Raw genomic sequence first — 18,476 nt, 5'->3', positions numbered from 1 at the left:
CCGCAGCGTGGTTTCAGCGGCGACGACCGCCGTCCGCCCCAGCGCAGCTTCGGCAATGACGACCGCGGCGCGCCGCGTCCGCGCCGTTTCGGTGAGGACGAAGCCCGCCCGCCGCGCCGTTATGGCGATGACGAGCGCCGTCCGCCGCAGCGTCGTGCCGATGGCGATGACGCGCGCCGTCCTGCCGCGCCGACCCGTCGCTTCAGCGACACCGCCGATCGTGCGCGTCCGGTGCGACCCGAGCGTCCGGCGCCCCGCGCCGAGGCGCGCGAGCCGGTCCGGCAGCAGGCGGAGGCCAACGACGACGGTCTCATCCGCCTGTCCAAGCGCATGTCGGAGCTGGGCCTCTGCTCGCGCCGCGAGGCCGACGAGTGGATTCCGCGTGGCTGGGTGCACGTGGACGGCAAGGCCGTGACCGAACTGGGTTCGCGCGTCCGCCCCGACGCCGAGATCGAGATCCTGCAGGCCGCCCGCTCTGAACAGGGCGAGCGCGTGACCGTGCTGATCAACAAGCCTGTCGGCTATGTCTCAGGTCAGGCCGAAGACGGCTACGAGCCGGCCGCCGTGCTGTTCGCGCCCGAGAACCAGTGGGCCGAAGACCCCACCCGCAAGCGTTTCCAGCCGTGGCAGCGCAAGAACCTGGCCCCGGCTGGCCGTCTCGATATCGACTCCACCGGCCTGCTCGTGCTGACGCAGGACGGCCGCGTGGCACGCGCGCTGATCGGCGACGACTCGAATGTGGAGAAGGAATATCTGGTCCGCGTGGTCTGGGAATCGCCGGAAGGTCCGGTCGAGCGAGACATCAGCACCGTGTTTCCGGCCGAGGAGATCGAGCGGCTGCGCCACGGCCTGTCGCTCGACGGCGTGCCGCTGAAGCCCGCCAAGGTGAGCTGGCAGAACGAGGAGCAGCTGCGCTTCGTGTTGCGCGAAGGCCGCAAGCGCCAGATTCGCCGCATGTGCGAGCAGGTTGGCCTGCGCGTGGTGGGCCTGAAGCGCGTGCGCATGGGCCGCATCGTGCTGGGCGACCTGCCGCCGGGCCAGTGGCGCTTCCTGGGGGCGTTCGAGAAGTTCTGACGTCAGGTTGCGCCTCCCTCGCCGGCAAGCGGTGAGGGAGGCCAGCCGCCTCAATCGTCGTAGTTCGCCGGCAGCTCCGGGAACAGCACCTCGGTGAAGCCGAAGCGCGTGAAGTCCTTCACCCGCATCGGGTACAGCACGCCGATCAGGTGGTCGCACTCATGCTGCACCACGCGCGCATGGAAGCCATCGGCCACCCGCTCGATCGGGTTCCCCATCGGGTCGAATCCCGAATACTTCAGTCGGGCATGGCGCGGCACCACGCCTCGCAGCCCCGGCACCGACAGGCACCCTTCCCAGCCCTCTTCCATCTCGTCGGAGAGCGGTTCCAGCACCGGATTGATCAGCACCGTCTTCGGCACCATCGGGGCGTCCGGATAGCGCGGGTTGCTGTCGAAGCCGAAGATCACCACCTGCAGGTCCACGCCAATCTGCGGCGCGGCCAGGCCGGCGCCGTTGGCGTGCGCCATCGTGTCGAACATATCGTCGATCAGCACGCGCAGCTCGGGCGTGTTGAACGCAGTCACGGGCCGCGCCACCTGCGTCAGGCGCGAATCTCCCATCTTCAAAATGTCACGGATCATTGCGCGTCCTCCGGTTGTGCGCCCGTGGCGTCGGCCAGTAGCGCCAACATGCCATCCTCGTCGATCACCGCCACGCCGAGCGCCTGCGCCTTTTCGAGCTTGCTGCCCGCCTCGGCGCCAGCCACCACGTAGTCGGTCTTCTTCGACACCGAGCCGGCCACCTTGGCGCCGGCCGCTTCCAGCCGCGCCTTGGCGTCCTCGCGCGAAAGCGTCGGCAGCGTGCCGGTCAGCACGAAGGTCTTGCCGGCCAGCGGCAGCGGCGCGCGGGCCGCAGGCTCGCTCTCCGGCCAGTGTACGCCGGCGGCGCGCAGTTGCTCGACCACCTCCACGTTGTGCGGCTCGCCCAGGAAGTTGGCGATCGACTGCGCCACCACCGGCCCGACGTCGTTGACGTCGAGCAGCGCGGCCTCGTCGGCGGCCAGCAGGTTGTCCAGCTTGCCAAAGTGCTTGGCGAGATCCTTGGCCGTGGCCTCGCCCACGTGGCGGATGCCCAGCGCGAAGATAAAGCGGTTCAGCGTGGTGCTGCGCGACTTGTCGATGGCGGCCACGAGGTTCGTCGCCGACTTGTCGGCCATCCGGTCCAGCGCGGCCAGCTTGGCTACGCCGAGCTTGAAGAGGTCCGCCGGGGTGCGGACAATGCCCAGATCGACCAGTTGCTCCACCACCTTGTCGCCCAGGCCCTCGATGTCCATCGCACGGCGCTGGGCGAAGTGCAGCAGCGCCTGCTTGCGCTGCGCGGCGCAGATCAGGCCGCCGGTGCAACGGGCGATGGCCTCGTCCTCCAGCCGCTCCACGTGCGAGCCGCACACCGGGCAGGTGGTCGGCATGACGAACGCGCGCGCGTCAGCCGGGCGCCGTTCCAGCACCACGGCCACCACCTCGGGAATCACGTCGCCGGCTCGGCGCACGATCACCGTATCGCCGATATGCACATCCTTGCGACGGATCTCGTCCTCGTTGTGGAGCGTGGCGTTGGTCACGGTCACGCCGCCCACGAACACCGGCGCGAGCCGCGCCACGGGCGTGATGGCGCCCGTGCGGCCCACCTGCACCTCGATGTCCTCGACGGTCGTCGTCATCTCCTGCGCCGGGAACTTGTGCGCCAGCGCAAAGCGCGGCGCGCGCGAGACGAAGCCAAGCTGCTCCTGCTCGGCAATCGCGTTGACCTTGTAGACCACGCCGTCGATGTCGTACGGCAGCTGGTCGCGGCGCGCGCCAATATCGCGATAGAAGGCCAGCAGGCCCTGCGCCCCCTTCACCACCTGGCGCTCGGTGCAGACCGGCAGGCCCAGCCCGGCAAAGCCGTCGAGCATTACGCTGTGGGTGGCGGGCCGGTCCGCGCCCTGCAACTCGCCGATACCGTAGGCGAAGAAAGACAGCGGGCGCTTGGCCGTGATGCGCGGATCGAGCTGCCGCAGGCTGCCGGCGGCCGCGTTGCGCGGATTGACGAAGGTCTTCTCGCCGGCCTCGGCCTGGCGCGCGTTGAGCTTGTCGAACTCGGCGCGGTACATGAAGACCTCGCCGCGCACTTCCAGCACGGCCGGCGCCTTGCCGCGCAGCTTCAGCGGAATCGCCTTGATGGTTCGCACGTTGACGGTCACATCCTCGCCGGTCTCGCCGTCGCCGCGCGTGGCGGCCTGCACGAGCTTGCCGTCCTCATAGCGCAGCGACATGGCCAGACCGTCGAACTTCAGTTCGCAGGCGTATTCCACGGCCTGATCGGTCGCCTCGGCGGCGCTGAACAGGTCGTCAGCCGGCGCGGGCGCGGCGGCGGTCCGGCCCAGCCCCTGGGCGCAGCGGCGGTCGAAATTGACGACGTCCTCGTCGGCGAAGCCGTTGTTCAGCGACAGCATCGGCACGCGATGCCGCACGGAGTCGAACGCGGACAGCGGCGCGCCGCCCACGCGCTGCGTGGGCGAATCGTCGGTCAGCAAGTCGGGATGCTCGGTCTCCAGCGCCTGGAGTTCGCTGAACAGCGCATCGTACTCGGCGTCCGGAATCGACGGATCATCGAGCACGTAATACTGGTAGGCGTGGCGATCGAGTTCATCGCGCAGCCATTGCACGCGCGCGGTGGCGGCGGCGTCGGCCGGCAACGCGCCGGGGGGCGCGGAGGCCGGAGCCTGCGCGCCCTGAGTCTTGGCGGTCATGGCAGGCTTCCTTACAGGCTGAACAGGCGCTGGGCCGCCGATGAGCCGGCGGGCATGCCGCGCGCCTCGAGCTTCTCGTACAGCTTTTCGAGCTGGGCGAAGATCGCCACGAACGAAGCCTCGGTCAGCGGCCGCATGTTGTCGTCCACGAGCTGGGCGCCCATGCGCTGGGCGAGGCTGTAGCCGTACTCGCACACGGTCTTGAACGGCTTGACGGCCTGCGCGGCCTGCGGCACGTCCAGCAGCAGCGTGATCTGGCGGCCGGCGTTGACGGTCAGGTCATCGCGCAGGAAGTTCGTGTCGCCGAACTGCAGCGTGAACAGCGGCTTCTGCACGCCATCGGCGCCCGGTTCATAGCGGATGAAGCGCGTGCCGTCGCGGGACAGCACCAGCCCGTCCTGCGTGGCCACGGTCTGCACATAGGCGGCCGACCACGGCGCGCCATCGGAAATCACGTTCACGCCAAGCTGCACGTCGGCGCCGGCGGCAAAGCCGTCCAACTCGCGGGCGTTGGCGACGGTCTCGGTCATGTCGGGGAGGTCTGCCGATGCATCGAGCGCCTCGGCCAGCGCCTCCACGGCATTGACGAATTCGGAGAACTCCAGCGCGTTCAGCGGGCCGCTGCGGTTGGCCAGCTGCACGGCGACCTGGATGTCCTCGTACTGGTGGCCGGCGGTCACCGGCTCCCAGGCGTTGGCTTCGGCACGCAGGCCCTCGATATGGACCTGCTTGGTCCCGGCGCGGCGCAGCCGGCCCGTCAGCGGCAGGATGCGGTCGCCAGACGCCTTGCGCTCAAGGTGCATCGGCACGATGCAGTCGATCAGCGGGTCGATCACGGCCTGGGCCGGCTGGCCGTCCATCGCAGCGGGGGCGGCCTCCGGGGCGGCGGGCTTCGGCGCGGGCGCCGCCACGGTGGCGGTTTGGGCCTGATCGCTGTCCTCGTCGGCTTGCTCATTCCGGCTGGCAGGCTGTGCCATGGCCGGCGATGCCGCCACGGCCACTTCGTCGGCGACGATCTCGTCCGCATCGGCCGAACCTGCGGCTGCATGCGCGGCGGCGGTGGCAGTGGCTACCTCGGCGTCGTGCTTCGACTCCTGCCGGGTGGCTGGCTTCACCTCAGGCCTGGCCATCTTGCCAGCCTCGCCCAGCGTGGGCTCGCGCCGGGCGATGTGCTCGGGCGGCAGCTCCTGCAGCTTGGCGGCCGTCTCGGGATGCACGGTCTTGCCCACCACCGGCTCGCGCATGGGCGGCAGGTCGTCTTCAGGCATCAGCGGCCGCACGCGGCGCGCCTTGTGGATCTGCCACCGGTTGTACGCCACCAGCAACAGCAACAGGATGACACCGGCGATGATCAGAGCGTTTTGCAGTTCCATCTCAAGCGGCCTCCGCCATAGACACTGCTGCATCCATATCCACCGCCACGATCCGCGACACGCCTTGCTCCTGCATGGTCACGCCGATCAGCTGGTGGGCCATCTCCATCGCTATCTTGTTGTGAGAAATAAACACGAACTGGGTCTTGTCGGACATGTGCGCCACCATGTTGGCGTAGCGCTCGGTATTGGCATCGTCGAGCGGCGCGTCCACCTCGTCCAGCAGGCAGAACGGCGCCGGGTTGAGCTGGAACATCGCGAACACGAGCGCAATCGCGGTCAGCGCCTTCTCGCCGCCGGACAGCAGGTGAATCGTCGAGTTCTTCTTGCCCGGGGGCTGGGCCATCACCTGCACGCCGGCATCGAGGATTTCCTCGCCGGTCATGATCAGGCGCGCCTGGCCGCCACCGAACAGCTGCGGGAACAGCTCGCCGAAGTGATGGTTGACCTGGTCGAACGTGCCTTGCAGCAGCGCGCGCGTCTCCTGGTCGATCTTCGCAATGGCGTCCTCGAGCGTGTTGATGGCGTCGTTCAGGTCGGCCGACTGGGCATCGAGGAAGGTCTTGCGCTCGCGCGCGGCGGACAGTTCATCGAGCGCGGCCATGTTGACCGGGCCCAGCGCGTTGATCGCGTTGTTGATACGCGTGACCTCGCCTTGCAGGTAGGACGGCTTCAGGTCGCCGGTCAGCTTCTCGGCCAGCGCCACCTCGTCGACCTGCGCGGTCGTCAGTTGCTCGGTGAACTGCTCCTGGTTCAGGCGCGCAGCCTGCTCCTTGAGCTGCAACTCGGTGATGCGGTCGCGCAGCGGCTGCAGGCTGCGCTCGGCGGCCAGGCGCTGTTCGTCGAACTGGCGCAGCTGTGCGGACAGCGCATCCAGTTCGATACGCGCCGCCGACAGCTTCTCTTCCTTCTCGGCGCGGACTTCCAGCGCCTCTTGCAGGCCGGTGTGGGCGGTCTGCTCGTTGATCGTCTCAAGCTCGACGCGTGCGTTTTCCAGCGATTCGGCGATCCGCTCGGACTGGTCCGCCGCCATCTGGATGTTGCGGCGCAGTTCGTCGATGCGGCCGGACAGATTGCGCTCGCCGAACACCGCCTCCTGCGCAGCCCGTTCGAAATCGCGCAACTGCTGGCGCGCGCCGGTCAGCTTGCCGTCCAGCGCCTCGAAGGCCATCTGGTGGTCTTCGTGAGCCGCCTGCATCTCGGCCAGCTGGGTGTCGTGCTGCTCGAAGGTCGCCTCGGACTCGGCACGCACGGCGCGCTGTTCCTCGATCTGGGCCTCGATCTCCGACAGTTCCTCGCGGATCTGGCCGCTCCGGGCGGAGAATCGCTCCATCGCCTGCGACAGCTTGAGCACGTCCATCTGCAACGTGTGCACGCGCCGCGTGGCCTGCTCGGCACGGGTGCGGGCCTCGGCCAGCGCCTGACTGGCCTGGGTGTAGGCCGACTCCGCGCGCACGGCCTGGGTCTTGGCCTCGTCGGACAGCAGCATCTGCGCGCGCGCCTGCTTCTGCAGGTTTTCGATTTCCTGCTCGCGGGCCAGCATGCCGGCCTGCTCCGAATCGGCAGCGTAGATCTGGATCGCGTTGCGGCCCACCAGGTGACCTTCGGCGACGACAAACTGCGCGCCCTCGGGCAGCGTGCCGCGCCCGGCCAGCGCCTGTGCCATGTCGGTGGCGGTGTAGATGTCGGCCAGCCAGTCCTGCATGACCGCGCGGATGCCCGGCTCGGTGATCTGCACCAGCGACATCAGCGGACGCAGGCCGGCCGGCGCGTCCACGGGCCGCGCGGCGGACGGCGGCGAGTAGAAGGCCAGCTTGGCGGGCGGGGCATCGGACAGGAAGGCCTTGACCCAGTCCAGGTTGGACACTTCCAGTGCGGCCAACTTCTCGCGCAGCACGGATTCGAGCGCGTTTTCCCAGCCCGGCTCGATATGAACCTTCTTCCACAGGCGCGGCAGCTCGGCCAGACCATGGCGCTCCAGCCACGGCTGGACCTTGCCTTCGGTCTGCACGTTTTCCTGCAGCTGGCGCAGCGCGGAGAGGCGGGCTTCCAGCGCGGCGATGGCGGCGGCCTCGCTCTGCACGCGCTCCTGCGCGCTGCGGCGCTCGCCGTCCAGGCGCGGCACGCGGTCCTCGCTGTCCATCAGCAAGGCCTGGGCTTCCTCGAGCATCGCTTCCTGCTCGGCCAGTTCGCCGCGTTGTTCTTCCAGACGGGTCTCGTCGGGGCGGTCGAGCCCCTTGTCTTCCAGTGACAGGCGTTCCTTGCGCTGCTCCAGCTGCTGGAGCATCTGGTCGGCACTGCGCTGCTGGGCGGCCTCGAGCTTCAGCGTCTGCTCGGCCTGCATGATGCCGGCGCGCTGCTCGTTCAGCAGTTGCTGGGCATCGCGCCACTGGCCTTCCAGCGTCGGCAGTTCGTCGGACTTCTGCGCCACGGCGTCCTGCGCCTCGATGGTGCGGGCCTCGGACAGGGCGAGGTTTTCCTCGGCCTGCGCCAGTTCCTCGGTGGCCTGCTCGGCCTTGCCCTGCCATTGCTCGCGCTGGGTGGTCAGCGCGGCGATCTGCGCCTGCACGCGATTGCGCGACTCCACCACATAGCGGATCTCGGCTTCGAGCTTGCTGACCTCGGAATTGGCTTCGTACAGCGCGCCCTGTGCGGCGTGCATGCCGTCCGACGCGGCGTAGTGCGCCGCGCGCATCGTCTCCAGCTCGGCTTCCACATGGCGTAGCTGGGCGGTCTGGGCTTCCAGGTCGATCTGGGCCTGCTCGATGGCGCGCGCATGGCGCTCCTGCTCGGCCTGGGCCTCGCGCTTGCGCAGCAGCCACAGCAGTTGCTGCTTTTCCTCGCCGTCGGCATGCAGCGTCTTGAAGCGCTGGGCCACCTCGGCCTGGCCTTCCAGCTTGTCGAGGTTGGCGCCGAGTTCGCGCAGGATGTCTTCCACGCGGGTCAGGTTCTCGCGCGTGTCGCCCAGGCGGTTTTCGGTCTCGCGGCGGCGTTCCTTGTACTTGGAGACGCCCGCGGCCTCTTCCAGGAAAATCCGCATGTCATCGGGCTTGGCCTCGATGATCCGCGAGATCATGCCCTGCCCGATGATGGCGTAGGCGCGCGGCCCGAGGCCGGTGCCAAGGAAGATGTCCTGGATGTCGCGCCGGCGCACCGGCTGGTTGTTGATGTAGTACGAGGAGGTGCCGTCGCGGGTCAGCACGCGCTTGACGGCCACTTCGGCGTATTGGCTCCACTGGCCGGCGGCGCGGCCTTCGGCGTTGTCGAACACCAGTTCCACGCTGGCGCGCCCGGCCTGCTTGCGCGCGGTGGAACCGTTGAAGATGACGTCCTGCATGGATTCGCCACGCAGTTCGGACGCGCGTGACTCACCCAGCACCCAACGCACGGCGTCGATGATGTTGGATTTGCCGCAGCCGTTGGGACCGACGATGCCGACCAGTTGGCCGGGCACTTGAAAATTGGTGGGATCGACGAAGGACTTGAAGCCCGCCAGCTTGATCGAGGACAGTCGCACGGTTGTCGTGTGGTTTGGGCGTTACGAATGTTGGAAAAGCCGGGCTGCCCCGGAGGCGCTCGACGCGACGTGACGTCTACGTCTCATGCGACCCGTTGGGGCCCGATTAGATTGGCGGTAATCATACCATCGCGCACCGTTCGTCCGGCCGCTTTATCGCCCGATGGGCGGCGTTTCGGACCTCCCATTCCCCGCCCGGAAAATCCTTGCTTTTCCACGAGTTGCGTCTATTCATGCAAGCGGTTTCGAGGTGGCTGCTGCGTGACCGCAACACCGCGATGCGACGCCCACGCGGCAAATCCAAAAGAAACTTCCTAGGGTTAGTGCTAGTCTCTTGGAATGCTGGCGTGACCCCGGAGCCCCTCCGGCGCGAAGCGCCCTCCCCGCCGCTCGACCGTCATCCGGCCGTCACACGCCGCCTGCAGGTCGCGATTTGCCTGGAGATCTGTGCATGACCGTAAGCCAAGCGACCCCGGAACGGGACGACCTGCCCTGGTCCGTGTCCGACATCGACTACGCGTCCATCGACGTGGAAAAGGTGCGCGACAACCGTACGCTGTTCTACCTGCTCGTCGCCGCATCGTTTATCGAAAGCGGCTCCGACACCTACGCAGGCAACCTCGCCACCTACTACGCCCATGTGCCCGAGGCCGCCACGTGGCTCGCCCGGCACTGGGAATCCGAGGAGCTGCAGCACGGCTTCGCGCTGCGCCGCTACGTGGAGCATGTCTGGCCGGAGTTCGACTGGCCGCGCGGCTACCAGCGCTTCTTCGACGAATACAGCAAGACCTGCTCGATCGACAATTTCGAGCGGTCGCACGCGCTGGAGATGGCGGCGCGCTGCGTGGTCGAGACCGGCACGGCCACCTACTACCGCGCGCTGGAGCAGGCCAGCGACGAGCCGGTGCTGCGCGACCTGACGCGCCGCATCGCCAACGACGAGGTACGCCACTACAAGCATTTCTTCCGCTATTTCAATGCCTTGAACGGGCAGGAGCGGATTGGGCGCGCCCGGGTGCTGGGCGCGCTGGCGCGGCGTTTGCTCGAAATCAAGAACGAGGATGCCGAGATCGCGCTGCGCAACGTACTGCGGGTGGAGCGCAATCAGGAAGACGTGCCGGAGCGCGACGTGCGCGCGCTGAACTCCCAGTGCAGCGCCGTGGTGCGCCGGAACCTGCCGCTCGAGATGACGGTGAAGATGCTGTTGCGTCCGCTGCACCTGAACGCGGCGCTGGAGCGGTTCATCCGCCGGCCGCTGGTGGCCACGGTGTCGCGAGTGATGCTTTATTAAGCGAAGCCGGCACGCGGGGCGTCGGCGGCATTCCTTTATAATGCCGGGTTTCAACCGCCCCGCCTGCCTGCCACCGTGAATCCGCGCCTCGACCTGCTCCAGACCTATCCCTTCGAGAAACTGCGCGTGCTGGTGGCGGACGTCAAACCCGCCGACAAGCCAGCCATCAGCTTCGGCATTGGCGAGCCCAAGCATCCGACCCCCGAATTCATCAAGCAGGCGATGACCGCGTCGCTGGCCGGACTGGCCAGCTACCCGAGCACCGCCGGCACCGACGCACTGCGCCAGGGCATCGCCGGCTGGCTGGAACGCCGCTACGGCCTGCCGAAAGTGGACGCCGCCACGGAAGTCCTGCCCGTGACCGGCTCGCGCGAGGCGCTGTTCGCCTTCGCCCAGACCGTGGTGGACGCCAGCCGCCCCAACCCGCTGGTGCTGTGCCCGAACCCGTTCTACCAGATCTACGAAGGCGCCACGCTGCTGGCTGGCGCCAAGCCGGTATTCGCCAACAGCGACCCGGCACGCAACTTTGCGCCCGCGTTCGACCAGATCGGCGCCGAGACCTGGCAAGACGTCCAGTTGCTGTACGTCTGCTCGCCGGGCAATCCCACCGGGGCCGTGATGTCGCTGGCGGACTGGAAGCAACTGTTCGAATTGTCCGATCGCCACGGCTTCGTGATCGCCTCGGATGAATGCTATTCCGAGATCTATTTCGACGAAGCCAACCCGCCGCTGGGCGCGCTGGAAGCCGCCCACAAGCTGGGCCGCGGCTTCGAGCGACTGGTGATGTTCTCGAGCCTCTCCAAGCGCTCGAACGTGCCGGGCCTGCGCTCGGGCTTCGTGGCCGGCGACCCGGCAATTCTCAAGAAATTCCTGCTATACCGTACCTACCACGGCGCGGCCATGAACCCTGCCGTGCAGGCCGCCAGCGTGGCCGCGTGGAACGACGAGGCCCATGTGCGCGAGAACCGCGCGGCGTACGTGAAGAAGTTCAGCGCCGTGACGCCGATGCTGGCCGAAGTGCTCGATGTGACACTTCCCGATGCCGCCTTCTATCTCTGGGCCGATGTCTCGCGCACCGGGTTGTCCGATACCGACTTCGCCGTGCGCCTGCTGGCCGAGCAGAACGTGGCCGTGCTGCCCGGCAGCTACCTCGCGCGCGACGCCCATGGCGTGAACCCGGGCAAGAACCGCGTGCGAATGGCCCTGGTGGCCACGCCGGACGAATGCGTGGAAGGCGCGCGCCGGATCGTCGAATTTTGCAAGTCGCTGGGCGGGCACTGATCCCGCTCCGGCGGACCAACGCTTTTGCCTGAACAATTACCTGAACAATCACCACTAAAGAAACGACCATGACGCAAGCACTGCAAGCCCTGATCGACCAGGCCTGGGAAGACCGCGCCAGCCTGTCGCCCAAGTCCGCCCCGAACGACATCCGCGAGGCGGTGGCCAACGTGATCTCCCAGCTCGACGCCGGCGCCCTGCGCGTGGCCGAAAAGCAAGGCAAGGAATGGGTCGTCAACCAGTGGATCAAGAAGGCCGTGCTGCTCTCGTTCCGCCTGGAAGACAACGCGCCGATGGCCGCTGGCGGCTTCGCACAGTTCTACGACAAAGTGCCGACCAAGTTCGCCAACTGGACCGGCGACGATTTCGCCCGCGCCGGTTTCCGCGTGGTGCCGCCCGCCGTGGCCCGCCGTGGTTCGTTCATCGCCAAGAACGCCGTGCTGATGCCGTCGTACGTGAACATCGGCGCCTATGTGGATGAAGGCACGATGGTCGATACCTGGGCCACCGTGGGTTCGTGCGCGCAGATCGGCAAGAACGTCCACCTGTCGGGCGGCGTGGGCATCGGCGGCGTGCTGGAGCCGCTGCAGGCCAACCCGGTGATCATCGAGGACAACTGCTTCATCGGCGCGCGCTCGGAAGTGGTGGAAGGCGTGATCGTGGAAGAGAACTCGGTGATCTCGATGGGCGTGTACCTGGGCCAGTCGACCAAGATCTATGACCGCGAAACCGGCGAGATCCACTATGGCCGCGTCCCGGCCGGTTCGGTCGTGGTGGCCGGCAACCTGCCGTCCAAGGATGGCAAGTACAGCCTGTACTGCGCCGTGATCGTGAAGAAGGTGGACGCGCAAACCCGCGCCAAGACCAGCCTGAACGACCTGCTGCGCGGCGACTGATCCGCACAAGCCGCCGCAGCGCCGCCGGCCATCCTCGTCGAGGATGGCCGGCGGCGAACCGATTCGCCCATGCCCTCCCTCCGCAAGCGACTCATGGCCCTAGACCCCGCCACTGTCAGCACCGTGCTCTCCCTGCTCCCTACCATCCTCGACCAGGCCAACAAGACCATCGAGAAGATCAAGAAGGGCCGCCGCAAGGACGAGCCGGACATCGGCGGCACGCTGGAGCCGCGCGACCCCGCCGCCCGCATCGCCGAACTGGAAATGGCGGCCATGCAGCAGGCCGAGGCCGTGAAGCTGCTGGCCGAGCAGCACGCCATCACCATCGAGGCGCTGCGCAAGGAAGCCGCCCGGCTGGACCGCCGCCTGCGGCTGATGACCGCCGTGGCCATGACCGGCGTGGCGCTGGGCCTGGGCGGGCTGGTCATCGCCCTCAACCTGCTGTTCCGATAATCACCATGACTGTCCTGCTCTACGGCATTCCGAACTGCGACACCGTCAAGAAGGCACGCACCTGGCTCGACACGAACGGCGTGCCGTATACGTTCCACGACTTCAAGAAGCAAGGCGTGGACGAAACGCTGCTGCGCGCCTGGCTCAAGCACGTGCCACTGGCCACGCTGCTGAACAAGAAGGGCACCACCTACCGCGCGCTGTCCGACGCGGACAAGGCCAGTGCCGAGTCCGAAACCGGCGCCATCGCGCTGATGCAAACCAGTCCGTCCCTGATCAAGCGGCCCGTGCTGGACCGCAACGGCCAGGTCAGCGTGGGTTTTTCCGCCGACGGCTACGCCGCACTTTTCTGAATTTTCCTGCCGCCACCGCATCATGAACCCCACCCTCGCCCTGACCGAAGACCTGATCCGCCGCCGCTCCGTCACGCCCGCTGACGAAGGCTGCCAGGCCGTGCTGGAATCCCGCCTGAAGGCCCTCGGCTTCGTGTGCGAAAACCTCGTCAGCGGCCCCGACGACTTCCGCGTGACGAACCTGTGGGCGGTGAAGCGCGGCACGGCGGGCACGGCGGGCAAGCTGCTGGCCTTCGCCGGCCATACCGACGTGGTACCCACCGGCCCGGTGGACCAGTGGCAATCGGACCCGTTCCAGCCCACCCACCGCGACGGCAAGCTCTACGGCCGGGGCGCGGCGGACATGAAGACCTCCATCGCCGGCTTCGTGGTCGCCGTGGAGGAATTCGTGGCCAAGCACCCGGCCCACGCCGGCTCCATCGCCTTCCTGATCACCAGCGACGAGGAAGGCCCGGCGCACGACGGCACCGTGAAGGTGGTGGAGGCCCTCAAGGCGCGCGGCGAGCGGCTGGACTACTGCGTGATCGGCGAGCCGACTTCGGTGGACACCCTCGGCGACATGGTCAAGAACGGCCGGCGCGGCTCGCTGTCCGGCAAGCTGACGGTCAAGGGCGTGCAGGGGCATATCGCCTATCCGCACCTGGCCCGCAACCCGATCCACCTGGCCGCACCGGCGCTGACCACGCTGGTCGCCGAGACCTGGGACCAGGGCAACGAGTACTTCCCGCCCACCACGTGGCAGATGTCGAACATCCATGGCGGTACGGGCGCGACCAACGTGATTCCGGGCCACGTGACCATCGACTTCAATTTCCGCTTCTCGACGGCCAGCACGCCGGAGGGCCTGAAGGCCCGCGTGCATGCCATCCTCGACCAGCACGGCCTTGAGTACACGCTCGACTGGACGCTGGGCGGCGAACCGTTCCTGACCCCGCGCGGCGACCTGTCCGACGCGTTGAGCGCCGCCATCGCGGCCGAGATGGGCGTCAAGACCGAGCTGTCGACGACTGGCGGCACCTCCGATGGGCGTTTCATCGCCAAGATCTGCCCGCAGGTGATCGAGTTCGGCCCGCCTAACGCGAGCATCCACAAGATCGACGAGCATGTGGAAGTGCGCTTCATCGAGCCGCTGAAGAATGTCTACCGCGGCGTGCTGGAACGGCTGATCGCCTGACCGGCAGCGACGACGGGGGCCCTGGCGGCCCCTTTTCTTATCCTTATTGTGGTGTCTCCCATGGCCTCTTCCCCCCTGCAAACCGTCCGCGACCTGCTGCGCCTGGCGGTCTCGCGCTTCACCGCCGCCAAGCTGTCCTTCGGCCACGGCAGCGCCAATGCCTACGATGAAGCGGCCTACCTGGTGCTGCATACGCTGAACCTGCCGCTCGACACGCTCGACCCGTTCCTGGACGCGCGCCTGCTGCCCGAAGAGGTGCAAGCCGTGCTCGACGTGATCGAGCGCCGCGTGACCGAGCGCGTGCCGGCCGCCTACATCACGCACGAGGCGTTCATGCACGGCCTGCGCTTCTACGTGGACTCCCGCGTGATCGTGCCGCGCAGCTTCATCGGCGAATTGCTCCAGGAAGGCCTGGAGCCGTGGCTGGGCGAGACGGACGGGATTACCACCGCGCTGGAACTCTGCACCGGGTCGGGCTGCCTGCCGATCATCGCCGCGCACGTCTGGCCGAACGCCCGGATCGATGCCGTGGACATCTCCCCCGATGCCCTGGCCGTGGCGCGCCGCAACGTGGCCGACTACAAGATGGGCGAGCGCATCGCGCTATATGAAGGGGATCTGTACGCGCCGCTGCCGTCGGGCGCCACCTACGATGTCATCCTGACCAATCCGCCGTACGTCAACGAGCAGTCGATGCGCGACCTGCCGCCGGAGTACCTGGCCGAACCGCGCATCGCGCTGGCCGGGGGCGACGATGGCATGGACATCGTGCGTCGGATCATCGCCGGCGCGAAGAAGCGGCTCAATCCGGGTGGCGTGCTGGTGGTGGAGATCGGCAACGAGCAGACCAACGTCGAGACGGCCTTCCCCAACCTGGACATCATCTGGCTGCCGGTCAGCGCTGGCGACGAACAGGTGTTCTTGGTGACTTACGACGCACTTCCTGACTGAAATCCCGCCTCGCCCTAAAATTTTGTGCGGAAAATCGGCCGAAATATAAATTCGGTTCGTTCAGCGCGAATTTGGTGGGCGGCGGGGCCGCGAAACGACGGTTTTTCTAAGTTTTTCCCGGTCTCCCTAAAAAAAAGTAGACAACCTGGCCTCCAAATATAAAATTTGTGCGTTTAGCGCGAATTTTGTTGGGTCTTATTGATCACATTGGAGGGAATGGCGTGCATCACATGCGGCAGGTTGGCTATGCGTGGGTCCGGAACCACCTCACGTCACCCTTGGTGCCCGTGACCCGCGAGGCACGCTCGGGCGCCACGACGCGCATCCTGGAGATGCCCGACGCCATCCTGTTCCCGCGCAAGGTGGCGCCGTCCGATGACGCCCCACTCCTCGCCCATACGCTCTTCGCCATCAAGCACGAGGGCGTGAACCTCGCCATCCTGTCCCAGGCGCTGCCCCAGGTGCCGCAGGCGGAAATGCAGGCCGAACTGGACCTGCACCCCACCAGCCGCTTCGGGCGTATCGCGGCCATGCTGTGGGAGCACTTCACCGGCCAGACGCTCACGCCCACCCTCTCCGACAAGGTTCCCTACGTCAATCTGTTCGACCCGGCGCGCTACTACACCGCCGCGCCGGGCAAGCTCCATCCGCGCTGGCGCGTGCGCTTCAACGGGCTGGGCGAGTTGGACTACTGCGTCACCGTGCGCCGCACCGAGACCATCCAGTCGATTCTCGACATGGACGTCTTCGGGCGCATGGACGCCTTTATCGCCTCAGTCGGCCCGGACATCCTGGACCGCGCGCTGCACTGGGCCTACCTGAGCGAGACCGACAGTTCGTTCGAGATCGAACGGGAGAGCGCCACGCAGGACAAGTCCGAGCGCTTCGTCCAGCTGCTGCGCCACGCGCATGAAAAGCGGCCGTTGAGCGAGGAGTACCTGACCGAACTCCAGAACGATGTCATCTCCAACCCGTTCGACCAGGCGATGCAGTACCGCACCGAGCAGAACTGGCTGCGCCGGGGCGGCAACGGGCCGGCGTCCGTCACCTACGTGCCGCCGGTGCCGGACGACGTGCCCGGCCTGATGCAGGCGCTGGAAGACTTCGCCAACGATCCGCCGGCCAACGTGGACCCGCTGATCGTGGCGAGCGTGGTGTCGTTCTGGTTCGTCTTCATCCACCCGTTCATGGACGGCAACGGGCGGCTCTCGCGCTTCCTGATCCACCACGCGCTGTGCCGCTCGGGCAAGATGGCCAAAGGCTTCCTGCTGCCGGTCTCGGTGGCCATCAAGCGGCATGAAGCCGACTACCTCGCCGCGCTGGAGAGCTTCTCCAAGCCGGTGCGCGCGCTCTGGCGGGTGCGGGTGCTGGGCGATCAACAGTTCGATTGCGAGACCAGCGCCGGGGCCACGCCCTATCGCTACTGGGATGCCACGTCGTGCGTGGAATTCGGCGTGCGCATGGTCCGGGAGGCCCTGGAGCACGACCTGGAAGCCGAAACGCGCTTCCTGATCGGCTATGACGAAGTGGCCAAGCGTGTGGATGCACAGTTCGACATCCGCAACGCGGACCTTGCCACGCTGGTTTCGAGCTGCTTCCGCGAGAAAGGCCGCGTTTCCAACCGCTGGCGCAAGCAACTGGCCCTGCGCGTGCAGCCGGCCGCGTTCGACGCCATCGAGGCCGCCGTCAAGGACGTGTTCTTTTCGGACGAGTCCGATCCAGTCGCACCATGAAAAACGGGCACGCCGACGTGCCCGTTGCCCTGCTGTTTACTAATTAGTTGTTTACTCATTAGCAGACCACTCAGCCTCCCGGCCCCACCGAGTAGATCGTCCCGTTGGACGACACCTGGTAGTAATCGGCACCCACGCCGACCCAGTGATAGCCCTTGCGCGGTGCGGGCAGGTTGTAATCCTTGTACTTGTCGATGACGTACTGGCGGTCGCGGAATTCCGCCGGCAGCTTGTCACCCTTGTTCCACTTCTGCGGCGCGTAGGGCGACTGGGCACCCATCGGCTGCGAGCCGGTGCGGCCCGAACTGCTCATGGAATCCGAGGACGTCCCGCCTTGGGACATGCCCTGGCTCTTCGGTGCGGGCGCAGTGCTGCGTGGCTTGCCCTGCGAGGCAGGTGGCATTGGTGTGGCCGATGGCGGCGTCGCGCCAGCCTGGCCCGGTGCGGGCATGGGTGTCGGGCCGGATGGCTGGGTCTGGCCGGGCATCTGGCCCTGGCTCTGTTGCGCCATCGCGAATGGTGCGGCCAGCATGCCTGCCGCCACCAGGGAGGTTATTAACAACTTCGTTTTCATCGTGATCTCCTCACAGATGGAACGTCAGGCCGCCCGGGCGCGGGCAGCCCCCAAATCAGCTTAGTAGCAATTGCGGGGCCCGCATCGGCATATACCCGCCCAGCCGTCGGCGCGAGGCGGTTTTCCCGAATGATTTCAATCACTTACCGGATGGAAGATGTGGCCTGCCGCGATATGCGTTTTCTGCACGGCAACCGGTAAAAACGGCGCGGGCGTGTAGCAACTGCCACCCCGGCCGGTCAGCGGGTGAGCAGTTGCGGCACCGACGACGCCAGCATGGCCAACCCCGAGCCCGTGAGCAGCGTCAGCACAATGCGGCGGAACATGATGTCGCTGATCCCCAGATAGACCCGCGTGCCGAGCAGCGTGGGAATCAGCATGGCCGGGGCGACGACGGCGAACATCGGCAGCATGTCCCGGGTGACGATGCCGGTACCGATGTAGACGGCCATCGTCACCATCAAGGCCCCGAGGTTGAAGTTCTGGATCACCACGCGCTGGGTATCCTTGTCGAAGCCGCGCAGCGTGCACCAGAGCGTGGGCGCGATACCCGTGAACCCGCCGATGCCACCCAGGATGCCGCCGATTCCACCGACCACGGCGTCCGCCAGCCCCCCGCCGCGACGGATGGGCGGCAGCTTGGCCGAGAACAGCATGATCGGGCACCAGATCACGAGGATGATGCCGAGGCAGAGCTTGAACAGGTGGATATCCAGCTTCGGCAGGATCGACACCCCGATCGGGATGCCGACCGCCCCGCCGATCAGGAACGGCAGCACGGTGGCCAGATGGAACTTGCGGCGGACCGTGAACGCGGCCAGCAGTTGCCCGGTGAGCGCGCCGAACACCGACATGGCCGACGCCATGCGCGGATCCACGCCCCATGCCCAGAACGACATGGCGACCATGCCGAACGCGAACCCGGACAGGCCCTGAACGAAGCCGGCAACGGCGGCGCCGAGGGCAATGAGGATGACGACCGGATCGACGGACATGGGGGGGCGGAAGGGGCGTAACGGGGCGAAGGGAAGCGGCATTGTAACGTCGTCGCCACCCGCCACATCCCTCACGC

At 67.1% G+C, this 18,476-nt stretch carries 15 protein-coding genes; 9 read left to right on the top strand and 6 right to left on the bottom strand.

Annotated elements, in window-relative coordinates; all coding sequences use genetic code 11:
- A partial coding sequence (locus tag BM115_RS19160) for a pseudouridine synthase (protein ID WP_143093922.1) occupies positions 1-1,074 on the top strand: 1,074 nt, incomplete at its 5' end.
- Positions 1,075-1,124: 50 nt separating this feature from the next.
- Here the strand turns inward: BM115_RS19160 and def are convergent.
- The 4 genes from def to smc are packed head-to-tail and all read right to left on the bottom strand — an operon-like array spanning position 1,125 to position 8,698.
- Positions 1,125-1,658 carry a peptide deformylase gene (gene def, locus BM115_RS19155; RefSeq protein WP_092297601.1) on the bottom strand — a complete coding sequence of 178 codons (534 nt, stop codon included), beginning with the start codon at positions 1,656-1,658 and terminating at the stop codon, positions 1,125-1,127.
- Positions 1,655-3,808 carry an NAD-dependent DNA ligase LigA gene (gene ligA, locus BM115_RS19150; protein ID WP_092297598.1) on the bottom strand — a complete coding sequence of 718 codons (2,154 nt, stop codon included), beginning with the start codon at positions 3,806-3,808 and terminating at the stop codon, positions 1,655-1,657. The genes def and ligA overlap by 4 nt, the downstream gene beginning before the upstream one ends.
- An 11-nt stretch (positions 3,809-3,819) precedes the next feature.
- Positions 3,820-5,181, bottom strand: coding sequence for a cell division protein ZipA C-terminal FtsZ-binding domain-containing protein (locus tag BM115_RS19145; RefSeq protein WP_092297595.1), 1,362 nt, complete (start codon positions 5,179-5,181; stop codon positions 3,820-3,822).
- A gap of 1 nt (position 5,182) precedes the next feature.
- On the bottom strand, positions 5,183-8,698 hold the full coding sequence (gene smc / locus BM115_RS19140) for a chromosome segregation protein SMC (protein ID WP_092297592.1): 3,516 nt from the start codon (positions 8,696-8,698) through the stop codon (positions 5,183-5,185).
- Between the two features lie 451 nt (positions 8,699-9,149).
- On the opposite strand from smc, the gene BM115_RS19135 reads away from it, so the two are divergent.
- From BM115_RS19135 to BM115_RS19100, 8 genes are all read left to right on the top strand, one after another.
- On the top strand, positions 9,150-9,989 hold the full coding sequence (locus BM115_RS19135; protein WP_092297588.1) for a ferritin-like domain-containing protein: 840 nt from the start codon (positions 9,150-9,152) through the stop codon (positions 9,987-9,989).
- Between the two features lie 75 nt (positions 9,990-10,064).
- Entirely contained in the window at positions 10,065-11,270 is a 1,206-nt protein-coding gene (gene dapC / locus BM115_RS19130; RefSeq protein WP_092297585.1) for a succinyldiaminopimelate transaminase, read from the top strand.
- A 68-nt stretch (positions 11,271-11,338) separates the two neighbouring features.
- Positions 11,339-12,166, top strand: coding sequence for a 2,3,4,5-tetrahydropyridine-2,6-dicarboxylate N-succinyltransferase (dapD, locus tag BM115_RS19125; RefSeq protein WP_092297582.1), 828 nt, complete (start codon positions 11,339-11,341; stop codon positions 12,164-12,166).
- A 93-nt stretch (positions 12,167-12,259) separates the two neighbouring features.
- Entirely contained in the window at positions 12,260-12,619 is a 360-nt protein-coding gene (locus BM115_RS19120; protein WP_255370906.1) for a hypothetical protein, read from the top strand.
- A gap of 5 nt (positions 12,620-12,624) precedes the next feature.
- Positions 12,625-12,972 (top strand): arsenate reductase, encoded by a 348-nt coding sequence (locus BM115_RS19115; RefSeq protein ID WP_092297576.1) that lies wholly within the window; start codon positions 12,625-12,627, stop codon positions 12,970-12,972.
- Positions 12,973-12,994: 22 nt separating this feature from the next.
- Positions 12,995-14,146 (top strand): succinyl-diaminopimelate desuccinylase, encoded by a 1,152-nt coding sequence (dapE, locus tag BM115_RS19110; RefSeq protein ID WP_092297573.1) that lies wholly within the window; start codon positions 12,995-12,997, stop codon positions 14,144-14,146.
- Positions 14,147-14,206: 60 nt separating this feature from the next.
- Complete coding sequence (gene prmB, locus BM115_RS19105) at positions 14,207-15,097, top strand: 50S ribosomal protein L3 N(5)-glutamine methyltransferase (RefSeq protein WP_092297570.1); 891 nt, start codon at positions 14,207-14,209, stop codon at positions 15,095-15,097.
- A 281-nt stretch (positions 15,098-15,378) separates the two neighbouring features.
- The gene (locus BM115_RS19100) at positions 15,379-16,830 is read left to right on the top strand and encodes a Fic family protein (RefSeq protein WP_255370905.1); all 1,452 of its coding nucleotides are present in this window, start codon (positions 15,379-15,381) and stop codon (positions 16,828-16,830) included.
- A 70-nt stretch (positions 16,831-16,900) separates the two neighbouring features.
- Here BM115_RS19100 and BM115_RS19095 read toward each other — a convergent pair whose 3' ends face one another.
- Entirely contained in the window at positions 16,901-17,404 is a 504-nt protein-coding gene (locus BM115_RS19095; RefSeq protein WP_255370904.1) for an RcnB family protein, read from the bottom strand.
- A 239-nt stretch (positions 17,405-17,643) separates the two neighbouring features.
- On the bottom strand, positions 17,644-18,399 hold the full coding sequence (locus BM115_RS19090) for a sulfite exporter TauE/SafE family protein (protein WP_092297564.1): 756 nt from the start codon (positions 18,397-18,399) through the stop codon (positions 17,644-17,646).
- Positions 18,400-18,476: the final 77 nt, after the last annotated feature.

Source organism: Cupriavidus sp. OV096 (assembly GCF_900115455.1).
Classification (GTDB): domain Bacteria; phylum Pseudomonadota; class Gammaproteobacteria; order Burkholderiales; family Burkholderiaceae; genus Cupriavidus.
The sequence above is the reverse complement of the archived record's forward strand: the minus strand, read 5'-3'. Positions and strand labels throughout refer to the sequence as shown.

Coding starts and splice junctions, on each gene's coding strand:
- BM115_RS19095 (WP_255370904.1), bottom strand. CDS start 17,404: ATGAAAACGAAGTTGTTAATAACCTCCCTGGTGGCGGCAGGCATGCTG.
- ligA (WP_092297598.1), bottom strand. CDS start 3,808: ATGACCGCCAAGACTCAGGGCGCGCAGGCTCCGGCCTCCGCGCCCCCC.
- prmB (WP_092297570.1), top strand. CDS start 14,207: ATGGCCTCTTCCCCCCTGCAAACCGTCCGCGACCTGCTGCGCCTGGCG.
- BM115_RS19120 (WP_255370906.1), top strand. CDS start 12,260: ATGGCCCTAGACCCCGCCACTGTCAGCACCGTGCTCTCCCTGCTCCCT.
- def (WP_092297601.1), bottom strand. CDS start 1,658: ATGATCCGTGACATTTTGAAGATGGGAGATTCGCGCCTGACGCAGGTG.
- dapE (WP_092297573.1), top strand. CDS start 12,995: ATGAACCCCACCCTCGCCCTGACCGAAGACCTGATCCGCCGCCGCTCC.
- BM115_RS19115 (WP_092297576.1), top strand. CDS start 12,625: ATGACTGTCCTGCTCTACGGCATTCCGAACTGCGACACCGTCAAGAAG.
- BM115_RS19145 (WP_092297595.1), bottom strand. CDS start 5,181: ATGGAACTGCAAAACGCTCTGATCATCGCCGGTGTCATCCTGTTGCTG.
- BM115_RS19135 (WP_092297588.1), top strand. CDS start 9,150: ATGACCGTAAGCCAAGCGACCCCGGAACGGGACGACCTGCCCTGGTCC.
- dapD (WP_092297582.1), top strand. CDS start 11,339: ATGACGCAAGCACTGCAAGCCCTGATCGACCAGGCCTGGGAAGACCGC.
- BM115_RS19090 (WP_092297564.1), bottom strand. CDS start 18,399: ATGTCCGTCGATCCGGTCGTCATCCTCATTGCCCTCGGCGCCGCCGTT.